The organism is Cedecea davisae DSM 4568 (assembly GCF_000412335.2).
GTDB classification, from domain to species: Bacteria; Pseudomonadota; Gammaproteobacteria; order Enterobacterales; family Enterobacteriaceae; genus Cedecea; species Cedecea davisae.
On the sequence record NZ_KE161030.1, the window covers coordinates 3,414,583 to 3,425,381 of the forward strand.

The window sequence follows — 10,799 nt, forward strand, 5'->3', positions numbered from 1 at the left end:
GCAACCCGACACCGCCTGTCACCGGGGCTGGCGCGGGCTTTGTGCTGATTATTTTACCCCGAGCCGCTTTGCCAGCCGGTGCAAATTGGCCACATCCACGCTCAATTGCCTGGCGCTTGCCGCCCAGTTATGTCCATTGTTTGCCAGCGCTTCAATAACCATAGCTCGCTGAAAGGCGTCGGTCGCCTCTCTTAAATTTTCGATCTGCGGCAGCGGCGCTAAATCTGGCTGATTGGGAACAGCCACTGGCTGCCCGGAAAGCTGGAAATGATGAGGCAGCAGAACCAGTTCCCCTTCGGGATGGTTGGCGCGGGCCAGCACAATGGCACGATAAATAGCGTGCTCCAGCTCGCGAATATTTCCCGGCCAGCCGTAATGCATCAACTGCCGGCGGGCAGCCTCGCTCAAGACAACCTGCCGCAACCCCATTTTTACCCGGCTTTGCTCGCAGAAAAAACCGGCGAGCAGGGCAATATCCTCTCCGCGCTCGCGCAGCGGCGGAACATGCAGCGGGAACACGCTCAGGCGGTGGAACAGGTCGGCACGAAATTCTCCGGCCAGCACCTGCTGCTTAAGGTCACGATTGGTCGCGGCCAGCACACGGACGTCAACGCGCTGGCTGCGGTCATCGCCTACCCGCTGAATATCGCCATATTGCAGCACCCGCAGCAGCTTGGCCTGCAAAGCCAGAGGCAGCTCGCCAATCTCATCCAGGAACAGGGTGCCGTTGTCCGCCATTTCAAACTTGCCGGTGCGGTGGTGAATCGCGCCGGTAAATGCTCCTTTCACATGCCCGAACAGTTCGCTTTCGGCGACGCTTTCCGGCAGCGCGGCGCAGTTCAGATAAACCAGCGGGCTTGCTGAACGGGCCGATCCGGCATGAATTGCCCTGGCCACCAGCTCTTTTCCCACCCCGGTTTCCCCGGTGATCAGCACGTTTAAATCAGAAGCGGCAACGATATTGATCTCTTTTTTCAGCTGAGTAATCCCCGCCGACAGGCCGATCATCTCGCCAGCATTACCGCCGCCCGCCGCAGGCTTCGGCGCGCCTTCCGGCGTCTGCTTTTCCAGCCGCTCCAGCAGCAGCGCATTATTCAGCGCCCCGGAAGCCAGGACGCCAATCAGCCTCAGCTCTTCATCGCTGAAGCTGTCGAACTGTAGGGGATCCATTCCGTCCACGGTCAATGCGCCAATCAGGCTCTGGTCAGCAAACAGCGGCAGCCCAAGGCAGGCATGCACCTTCAAGTCTTCATGCTCGGGAATCAAACCGTCATAAGGGTCCGGGAGCTCGCTGTCCGCAGGGAAGCGCACCACGTCCCCGGCTCTGGCAATGGCTTCAAGACGCGGGTGGGCATCAAGCGCAAAGCGCCGCCCCAGAACATCCGGCGCAAGGCCGTCGATAGCGAGCGGGTAGAAATGGCGTGCTTCATAGCGCAGGAGCGCGGTGGCATCGCCCCCCAGCAGGGTTCGCAACGTGCGGATGACGCGGGAAAAACGGTCGGAATGGCTAATACCGCTTTGCAGCTCAATGGCAATAGCCGCCAGAGAAGATAACGACAGGCTCATGGTCAGGCTCCGGAAAAGACAATGAGCCAAGCTTACGCCCGCATAGTCATAATGACAAACAGAGCAGTCATAAAGACTATTTTTATAATTGTCATTTTGACAACAAACAAAATCAATAAAAACAATTAAACATTAAAAATCAAAGCAATACAAAACTGGCACAAAAACTGTAATAGAGCCTGTATCAGGACAAATAACGCTATTACATCAGTGAGGTTTTACATGGCTATTCAGGTTAAAAACAACATTCAGTGGGTTGGCCAGCGTGACTGGGAAGTTCGCGATTTTCACGGCACCGAATATAAAACCCTGCGCGGCAGCAGCTACAACAGCTATCTGATCCGTGAAGAAAAAAACGTGCTTATTGACACCGTGGACCATAAATTCAGCCGCGAGTTTGTGCAGAACCTGGAGCGTGAAATCGACCTCAACACGCTCGACTACATCATCATCAACCACGCGGAAGAAGACCACGCGGGCGCGCTGACCGAACTTATGTCCCGCATCCCGAACACGCCAATTTACTGCACGGCAAACGGCATCGACTCCATCAACGGGCACCACCATCACCCGGAATGGAACTTCAACGTGGTGAAAACCGGCGATACGCTTGATATCGGCAACGGCAAACAGCTTATCTTCGTCGAAACGCCTATGCTGCACTGGCCGGACAGCATGATGACCTACATGACCGGCGACGCGGTGCTGTTCAGCAACGATGCCTTCGGCCAGCATTACTGCGACGAACATCTGTTCAATGATGAAGTGGACCAGACCGAACTGTTCGAGCAGTGCCAGCGCTACTACGCCAACATCCTGACGCCGTTCAGCCGCCTGGTCACGCCGAAGATTACCGAGATCCTCGGCTTTAACCTGCCGGTGGATATGATTGCTACTTCTCACGGCGTGGTATGGCGCGACAACCCGACGCAAATCGTCGAGCTGTACCTGAAGTGGGCAGCCGACTACCAGGAAGATCGCATCACCTTGTTCTACGACACCATGTCGAACAACACCCGCATGATGGCGGATGCCATTGCCCAGGGCATTACCGAAACCGACCCTCGCGTGGCGGTGAAAATCTTCAACGTTGCCCGCAGCGATAAAAACGAAATTCTGACCAACGTTTTCCGCTCCAAAGGCGTGCTGGTCGGCACCTCGACCATGAACAACGTGATGATGCCGAAAATCGCCGGGCTGGTAGAAGAGATAACCGGCCTGCGCTTTCGCAATAAACGCGCCAGCGCCTTTGGCTCCCACGGCTGGAGCGGCGGCGCGGTAGACCGCCTTTCTACTCGTCTGCAGGACGCTGGTTTCGAAATGTCTTTAAGCCTGAAAGCAAAATGGCGCCCGGACGGTAATGCGCTGGAGTTATGCCGCGAGCACGGTCGCGAAATCGCACGCCAGTGGGCGCTAACCCCGCTGCCTGCGGCGCAGAATAGCGTAACAGAAGCCGCTCCGACAGCCGCAGAGCCAGCGGCAAACACCGATCTCGGCCCCTGCATGCAGTGCAGCGTCTGCCAGTGGATTTACGATCCGGCGAAAGGTGAACCTATGCAAAACGTTGAGCCGAATACGCCGTGGAGCGAAGTGCCGGATAATTTCCTCTGCCCTGAATGCTCGCTGGGCAAAGACGTCTTCGACGAACTGGCTACGGAGGTCAAATGAACCACGGCATCGTGATTATCGGCTCGGGCTTTGCCGCCCGCCAGCTGGTTAAAAATATCCGTAAACACAATGCAGAGGTGCCGATTCGGCTGATTGCCGCCGACAGCGTCGATGAATACAACAAACCCGATCTCAGCCACGTCATCAGCCTGAATCAGCGTGCCGAAGAGATGACCCGTCAGCCGGCAGGAGATTTTGCCGAACAGTACAACCTGACGCTACACGCCAACAGCTGGGTCAGTAGCATCGACCCGAAAAACAAGCGGGTGAAGTCTTCAGGGCGAGAGTGGCAGTACGACAAGCTGGTGCTGGCGACCGGCTCTTCCGCCCTGCTCCCGCCCATTGCGGGCAAGGAGCTGATGCTGACGCTCAATAGCCAGCAGGAGTATCAGGCCTGCGAGTCCAGACTGCGCGATGCTAAACGCGTGCTTATCCTCGGCGGCGGGCTGATAGGCAGCGAGCTGGCGATGGATTTTTGCCGGGCGGGCAAGCAGGTCTCGCTGGTGGACAACGCCGGTCACCTGATGGCTTCTCTGCTGCCGCCTGAAGTGAGCGGAAGGTTGCAGTCAAAACTCAGCCGAATGGGCGTCGAACTGCTGTTTAATCAGCGCCTGGAGTCGGTAAGCGAAACGGAGCCGGGATTGTGCGCCACGCTCAACAACGGGCGAAAAATCTATGCTGATGCGGTTGTCGCGGCTATTGGCCTGCGCCCGAACATCGGCCTGGCTCAGCACGCAGGGCTGGAGGTAAACCGAGGGATCAAGGTGAGCAGCCAGCTGCAAACTTCCGATCCGGATATCTATGCCCTGGGCGACTGCGCGGAAATCGACGGAAAAGTGCTGCCGTTCCTGCAACCGATACAGCTAAGCGCCATGACGCTGGCGAAAAACCTGCTCGGCGCTGAGCAACCGCTGAAGCTTCCGGCAATGCTGGTAAAAGTGAAAACGCCCGAAATGCCGCTGCATCTGGCCGGGGAAACCCAGCGCGAGGATTTATGCTGGCATATTACCGCCAGCGGCGAAGGGCTGATTGCCAAAGGGCTGAACGCCGAACAGCAGTTGAAGGCGTTTATCGTTAGCGAGGAGCATATGAAGCAGGCGTTTGCTTTAGTGCGGGAATTGCAGCCAGGGTGAAATGCCCTCACCCCAGCCCTCTCCGGGAGGAAGAGGGTGGAAAAAAGTAAGTTTCTGCACCTGGTTTTATCCTCTCCCCCTGTGGGGAGAGGGGCAAATATTTACAGCGCCTCAACCTTCTCAAAAGCCGCTCTTAAAACCTCCGGCGAAAGCGCCAAAGGCAAAGCGTGTATAGACTCCCCGGCCTGCAAAGTGCGGGCAATCACCTTATCCAGCTCGGCGCGATGATTGATATCCACATCCAGCTGTGCCAGGCGAGTGGGCAAGTTGAAACGCTTGTACGCCTGGGTAAGCTGAGCCAGCACGTCGTCCTGCCCCAGCAGTGCGCTCTGCACCAGAATTCCGTAGGCCACTTTAGTCCCGTGCAGGAAGCGGTCGGTTTGCGGCAGCGTCGTCAGTCCGTTGTGTACCGCATGAGCGGCGGCAACGCGGGTATAGCGGTCACCCAGGCCGCCGACCATACCGCCTCCGGCAACGATCGCCTCAACCACGTCCAGAAACGCCTGGCTTAATTCGCCGTTATTCTGGTCTTCCAGCGCCTGCTCGCTGCTCTCCAGCAATACGTCGCGGATAGCCAGCGCCGCGCCAATACCCAGGCGAACGGTTAGCGGAAGATTCTCCGGCTCAGGACTGAGCACCACCGCCTCATACCACTTCGCCAGCGTATCGCCGATGCCCGCCAGCAGGTATTCCTGTGGCGCACGCAGAATAATTTCCGGCTCCACCAGCACCAGATGGTTAGCATCGTTGAAGATTTCATAGCGCAGCGCCTGCCCGGCATCGTTATACCAGACCGACAGCGGCGTCCAGGCCGCGCAGGTCGCGGCGATAGTCGGAATCGCCACCACAGGAGCGTTCAGCCTTCTTGCCACCACTTTGGCCGTATCCAGCAGCGCGCCGCCGCCAATGCCAATCACCACCCGCCGCTCGCCGGACCGGGCAACCAGCTTCTGCACTTCGCTCTCGCTACAGTGGCCGCCAAAGGCAATATGCTTCGCGCCCGGGAGATTAAATGACGCCGGCAGGAAAGGATGCGCGGCCTCAAAAGCGCGCTCACCGTAGATCCACACCGCGTTGTTTAGCTGCTCTTCGCTGTAAAACTCGCTCAGGCGGGCAAGACTACCGGGATGGGAGAAGTAATTGGCGGGGCCGGTAACCACGCGGATAGCGGTGCTGGTCATGATTCATTTCCTTTCATGCGCTGACGGGATATATTCTATGCTGATGATATGTCCAGACATCTGGACGGCTAATATCATTTTGCTTTATCTTATGTCTTTTCGTTCATTGCCCGCAACCCAGAAGGCCGTTAAAAATTCGACAGATCAATTTATTAAACACGGATGCAGGCTCCGCCATGACAACGCTTAACCAGCTCGAGATGCGGCAGATATCCATCGCCTTCGGCGGCTTCAACGCCCTGAGCCAGGTTGATTTTCAGCTAAATGGCGGCTCGGTACATGCCCTGACCGGCGCAAACGGAGCGGGTAAATCAACGCTGATGGCGGTGCTTTCAGGGGCGCACGCTGATTATCAGGGCGAAATCCTGATTAACGGCGAAACGGTCACTATCCGCAGCCCGCGCGATGCCAAACTGCTCGGTATTCACCTCGTGCAGCAGGAAGTTGACGTGGCGCTGATCCCCGGCCTGAGCGTCGGGGAAAACATCATGCTCGACAAGCTGGCAGAAGCGGGCCACCTCTACAGCTGGCCGCAGATTTACCGGCAGGCGCGCGCCGCGCTGGCGCAGCTGGAGGTAGCAATCGATGTGAAAAAGCGTATCGAGCAGTGTTCGCTGGCGGAAAAGCAGCAAATCCTGCTGGCGCGCGCCCTCTCCCATCGTTGCCGTTTTCTTGTCCTCGACGAGCCTACGGCTCCGCTGGACAGCCAGGAGAGCGAGCACCTGTTTCGCGTGGTGCAGCGGCTACAGCAAAGCGGCATCGGCGTGGTGTTTATCTCCCACCGCATTCACGAGCTGAAGGCGATTTGCGACCAGATGACGGTCCTGCGCGACGGCAAACTGGTGGACACCGGCCCGATGGGACATCTCAGCGGCGAAGAAATTGTTGAAAAAATGCTCGGCCACCAGCTCGACGATATTTATCCTCCGCACCGCCCGCCGGTTGCGAACAACACGCTGCTTGAGGTGGAAGGGCTTCATGACGATGTGCTGCTGCGAGATATTTCTTTGCGGCTGAATAAGGGCGAAATTCTCGGCATTGCCGGGCTGGCGGGCGCGGGCAAAACCGAGCTGTGCAAGGCGCTGTTCGGCGCTACGCGCAGTACCGTCGCACGCGGCGAATTGAAAGGGAAAAACTGGCGGCCAAAAGACCCCGCGGATTCCGTGACGCGCGGCGTGGTGCTGGTGCCGGAAGAACGCCGTAAAGAAGGCATTTTTATCGACGAGTCGGTCACCATGAACCTTGCGGTCAGCGCCGACAATCAGTTCTCCCGCTGGGGATTATTCGACCACCGCAAAGCGAAGCGCTGGGCGGAGGAAACTATTCAGCGACTGGGGATCCGCACCAGCGGCCCGGCGCAAACGCTGCGCCGTCTTTCGGGCGGCAATCAGCAAAAAGTCGCCATCGGCAAGTGGCTGCGCAGCGAAGCCGAAGTGCTGATTTTTGACGAGCCGACCAAGGGCGTGGACATCAAAGCCAAAACCGACCTCTTTGTGCTGATAGACCAGTTGGCTCGCCAGGGTAAAGGGGTGATTTACGCCTCCGGCGAGTTTGCCGAACTGGTCGGGCTATGCGACCGCATCTGCGTGCTGTGGGACGGGCGCATCGTCGCCGAGCTTGACGGCCATAAGGCCACCGAAGAAACACTTTTACTCTACTCCACCGGAGGAACACCCGCGTGAGCAAAGCATTATCCCTTAAGGCCGGCGTTTCCGGCCGCCAGCAGTTTTTTGACTTTCTCTACAAATGGGGGATGTTGCTTACCGTTGTTGCCCTGGTGGCGCTGTTCGGCATCGCTTCAGACAGCTTCCTTGAGCCAAACAACATCATTAACATCCTGCGCTCAATCGCCATCGTCACGGTCATTGCCGTCGGCGTATCGATTTCGCTCACCGTCGGCGGTTTTGATTTGTCCGTTGGCTCCACCGCTTCTCTGGCAAACGCACTGGTCATTTCACTGTTCGTCTGGCACGGCTTCGGCACCACGGAAGCGATTATCACGACGCTGGTGCTTTGCACTCTGATCGGGCTGTTTAACGCCTTCCTGATAGTGGTCCTGAAAATTCCCGACATGCTCGCCACCCTCGCCAGCCTGTTTGTTATCCAGGGCGTGGCGATGACCTACAGCTACGGCGGCTCGATTACAGAAAATATGGTGCTGCCGAGCGGCGACATGGCCGAAGGCACTATTCCTGCAAGCTTCGGACTGCTGGGCCAGGTGCCGACCATCGTCATCATCATGCTGGTGGTAACCCTGGTGGCACAGCTCGCACTTTCCCTGACCAAACACGGCCGACGCATGTATGCCATCGGCGGCAACCCGGAAGCGGCGCGCCTTTCCGGCATTCGCACCACCCGCTACCGCGTGGCGGCCTATGTGCTGGCATCTTTACTCGCGGGGCTGGGCGGCATTCTGCTTGCGTCACGCATCGGCTCGTCGCAGGTCAATGCCGGTGGCGGCTATCTGATGGACGCCGTAGCCGCCGCATGGATTGGCTTTTCTCTTGCAGGCTCAGGTAAACCCAACGCCCTCGGCACGCTGGTTGGCGCGGTGATTCTGGGCGTGCTGCAAAACGGGCTGGTGATGCTCTCCGTGCCCTACTACGCGATGGACATAATTAAAGGCCTGGTGCTGGCTGCAGCGCTGGCGATTACTTACATACAACGACGCTAAAACAACATTCACACAGGGTAACGACGATGAAAAAATTAACCACCTCTTTGCTGGCGCTTAGCCTGCTTTCCGCTCTGCCTGGCTACGCGGCAACCATCGCTCCGGTGCCGGAAAAAATCGCCGCTCATGACGGTCCTATTCGCATTGCCGTTATCCGCAACCTGGGTTCCGACGACAACACCACGCAGTTTGTTGCCGGCGCGGTTCAGCAGGCTAAAAAGCTGGGCTTTAAGGTCAGCACCTTCCTGAGCAACGGCGACGATGCCCGCTTTCAGGACTTTGTGAACCAGGCCATCAGCCAGAAATATGACGGGATTATTCTTTCTCAGGGCCGCGACCCGTACTCAACCGAGCTGGTGAAAAAAGCCGTTGCCGCCGGTATTGCCGTCTCAGTCTTTGATACTGCCGTTAACGGCGCTATTCCCGGCGTGACCGTGACCCAGCAGGACGATGCCTCGCTGACCGACCTCTCCTTCGGCCAACTGGTAAAAGACTTCAACGGCAAAGCCAACATCATCAAGCTGTGGGTCGCCGGTTTCCCGCCAATGGAACGCCGCCAGACTGCTTACCAGGCGCTGCTAAAAGCTAACCCTGGCATCAAAGAGCTGGAGTCCATCGGAGCCGTTTCTTCCGACGTACAGGGCGATACCGCCAACAAAGTCGGCGCGGTATTGGCTAAATATCCAAAAGGAAAAATCGACGCTATCTGGGGCACGTGGGACGCTTTCAGCCAGGGCGCTTATAAAGCGTTGCAGGAGAACGGCCGCACCGAAATCAAACTCTACAGCATCGACGTTTCCAACCAGGATATTCAACTGATGCGCGAAACAAACAGCCCGTGGAAAGTTAGCGTGGCGGTCGATCCTAAGCTTATCGGCGCCACCAACGTGCGCCTGGTAGCCTACAAAATTGCCGGGGAGACAACGCCTGCTACCTATGATTTTAAAGCCGCTGCCATTCCTCAGGCGCTGCTGGCAAGCCAGCCGGGGCCGGTAAACGTGTCTTCTCTGGGCAAAATCATTCCGGGCTGGGGCCAGACCGACGACTTTATTGCGCCGTGGTTTGCCACCCTCGAAGCTAAAAACAAATAAGGAGGGCCGATGGCACTGCCACAACCCGAATACAGCCACAATATGCGGCTTATCGGCCACAGCGACCAGGGGGGAAAACCGGACGGCGTGCAGTTGATGGTGCATCGCGGTTACGCCTACATCGGCCATATGGTTTCCCAGGGCTTCTCAATTGTTGACGTCCGTGACCCGAAGCATCCGAAGGCGGCGGGCTTTGTGCCTGCCCCACCGGGCACCTGGAACATCCATTTGCAGGCGCATGATGACCTGCTGCTGGTTATCAACGCCCGCGACCTGTTTGCCGACGTTCGCTTTGCCGATGAAAAGGTTTACTACACCAAATCGGTGGGTGAAACGGTGCGTGACGTTCAGGACAAGGGCTGGAGCGCCGGGCTGCGTATTTTTGATATCTCCACGCCGGATAAACCGAAAGAAATCAGCTTCCTGTCGCTTAGCGGCATCGGCATTCACCGCTGCTGGTACGTTGGCGGGCGCTGGGCTTATGTTTCGGCGCTGATCGACGGTTTTAGCGACTATATTTTCCTGACTATTGATCTTGCCGACCCGCGCAATCCGCAGGTGGCGGGCAATTGGTGGTTACCGGGGATGAATACCGCCGCGGGCGAGCAGCCGACCTGGCCGGAAGGCAAGCGCTATGCGCTGCACCACGCAATAATCAGCGGCGACACGGCGTATGCCAGCTGGCGCGACGGCGGCCTGACGCTGCTGGACGTTTCAGACCGCTCGCAGCCTCAGCTCATCAGCCACCGCAACTGGAGCCCGCCGTTTGGCGGCGGCACCCATACCGCGCTGCCGCTGCCGGACAGAGACTTGCTGGTGGTGCTGGACGAAGCGGTGCTGGACAATCAGGAAGACGGCGAGAAGCTTATCTGGCTGTTTGATATTCGCGACCCGGCGAACCCGGTCAGCATCTCGACCTTCCCGCAGCCGGACGAAATTGATTATGTGGCAAAAGGCGCGCACTTTGGGCCGCACAACCTTCACGAAAACCGACCGGGGAGCTTTATCAGCGACACGCTGATTTTCGCGACGTATCAAAACGCGGGCGTCAGGGCTTACGATATTTCCAACCCGTATCGCCCGGTAGAAACCGGGGCGCTGGTTCCGGCCGCGCCAGAGAAAATGATGGATACCCGACCAGGGCGACCGCGCATTATCCAGTCCTGCGATGTGTTTGTGGATGCAGAAGGGATTATTTACAGCACCGATTATAACGGCGGACTGTCGATTATTGAGTATTTGGGATAGCTTGCCCCTCACCCCGACCCTCTCCCCACAGGGGAGAGGGGGAAAAGGAAGGACCTCGCTGCGGGACTTAACGCAACTCTTAAGCAGCGGATTATTGCGTGAACGGAATCACCTCTGGGTCTGCATAAACGGCTGTAACCAGTAGAGATAACCTCTACAAGCTCGGCTATGTTCCGTTCACCCGTAAATCTGTTTTCCCTGCACGCCCAGAGAACGGTGAACGTGTCAGGGGAAATTA

At 57.7% G+C, this 10,799-nt stretch carries 8 protein-coding genes; 6 read left to right on the forward strand and 2 right to left on the reverse strand.

Translation table 11 applies throughout. The features are described 5' to 3' along the window. Positions 1 to 48: 48 nt before the first annotated feature. Positions 49 to 1,566 carry a nitric oxide reductase transcriptional regulator NorR gene (gene norR, locus HMPREF0201_RS15470; RefSeq protein ID WP_016537683.1) on the reverse strand — a complete coding sequence of 506 codons (1,518 nt, stop codon included), beginning with the start codon at positions 1,564 to 1,566 and terminating at the stop codon, positions 49 to 51. Between the two features lie 222 nt (positions 1,567 to 1,788). On the opposite strand from norR, the gene norV reads away from it, so the two are divergent. Further along, the gene (gene norV, locus HMPREF0201_RS15475; protein ID WP_016537684.1) at positions 1,789 to 3,234 is read left to right on the forward strand and encodes an anaerobic nitric oxide reductase flavorubredoxin; all 1,446 of its coding nucleotides are present in this window, start codon (positions 1,789 to 1,791) and stop codon (positions 3,232 to 3,234) included. Beyond that, positions 3,231 to 4,367: an NADH:flavorubredoxin reductase NorW gene (norW, locus tag HMPREF0201_RS15480; RefSeq protein ID WP_016537685.1), complete on the forward strand. Its 1,137-nt coding sequence runs from the start codon at positions 3,231 to 3,233 to the stop codon at positions 4,365 to 4,367. The genes norV and norW overlap by 4 nt, the downstream gene beginning before the upstream one ends. A gap of 101 nt (positions 4,368 to 4,468) precedes the next feature. Here norW and HMPREF0201_RS15485 read toward each other — a convergent pair whose 3' ends face one another. Then, positions 4,469 to 5,548 carry an oxidoreductase gene (locus HMPREF0201_RS15485; protein WP_016537686.1) on the reverse strand — a complete coding sequence of 360 codons (1,080 nt, stop codon included), beginning with the start codon at positions 5,546 to 5,548 and terminating at the stop codon, positions 4,469 to 4,471. A gap of 176 nt (positions 5,549 to 5,724) precedes the next feature. Between HMPREF0201_RS15485 and HMPREF0201_RS15490 the strand changes: the two genes are divergently transcribed. The 4 genes from HMPREF0201_RS15490 to HMPREF0201_RS15505 are packed head-to-tail and all read left to right on the forward strand — an operon-like array spanning position 5,725 to position 10,561. Continuing rightward, positions 5,725 to 7,230 carry a sugar ABC transporter ATP-binding protein gene (locus HMPREF0201_RS15490; protein WP_016537688.1) on the forward strand — a complete coding sequence of 502 codons (1,506 nt, stop codon included), beginning with the start codon at positions 5,725 to 5,727 and terminating at the stop codon, positions 7,228 to 7,230. Next, complete coding sequence (locus tag HMPREF0201_RS15495; RefSeq protein ID WP_016537689.1) at positions 7,227 to 8,222, forward strand: ABC transporter permease; 996 nt, start codon at positions 7,227 to 7,229, stop codon at positions 8,220 to 8,222. Before HMPREF0201_RS15490 ends, HMPREF0201_RS15495 begins: the two co-directional genes overlap by 4 nt. Positions 8,223 to 8,248: 26 nt before the next feature. After that, complete coding sequence (locus HMPREF0201_RS15500) at positions 8,249 to 9,313, forward strand: sugar ABC transporter substrate-binding protein (RefSeq protein WP_016537690.1); 1,065 nt, start codon at positions 8,249 to 8,251, stop codon at positions 9,311 to 9,313. 9 nt (positions 9,314 to 9,322) lie between these two features. Beyond that, on the forward strand, positions 9,323 to 10,561 hold the full coding sequence (locus HMPREF0201_RS15505) for an LVIVD repeat-containing protein (protein ID WP_016537691.1): 1,239 nt from the start codon (positions 9,323 to 9,325) through the stop codon (positions 10,559 to 10,561). The last annotated feature ends 238 nt before the right edge of the window (positions 10,562 to 10,799 follow it).

What these genes read in the sequence shown, in the direction of transcription:
- norR (WP_016537683.1), bottom strand. Translation starts at nt 1,566, where the DNA reads ATGAGCCTGTCGTTATCTTCTCTGGCGGCTATTGCCATTGAGCTGCAA.
- norV (WP_016537684.1), top strand. Translation starts at nt 1,789, where the DNA reads ATGGCTATTCAGGTTAAAAACAACATTCAGTGGGTTGGCCAGCGTGAC.
- norW (WP_016537685.1), top strand. Translation starts at nt 3,231, where the DNA reads ATGAACCACGGCATCGTGATTATCGGCTCGGGCTTTGCCGCCCGCCAG.
- HMPREF0201_RS15485 (WP_016537686.1), bottom strand. Translation starts at nt 5,548, where the DNA reads ATGACCAGCACCGCTATCCGCGTGGTTACCGGCCCCGCCAATTACTTC.
- HMPREF0201_RS15490 (WP_016537688.1), top strand. Translation starts at nt 5,725, where the DNA reads ATGACAACGCTTAACCAGCTCGAGATGCGGCAGATATCCATCGCCTTC.
- HMPREF0201_RS15500 (WP_016537690.1), top strand. Translation starts at nt 8,249, where the DNA reads ATGAAAAAATTAACCACCTCTTTGCTGGCGCTTAGCCTGCTTTCCGCT.
- HMPREF0201_RS15505 (WP_016537691.1), top strand. Translation starts at nt 9,323, where the DNA reads ATGGCACTGCCACAACCCGAATACAGCCACAATATGCGGCTTATCGGC.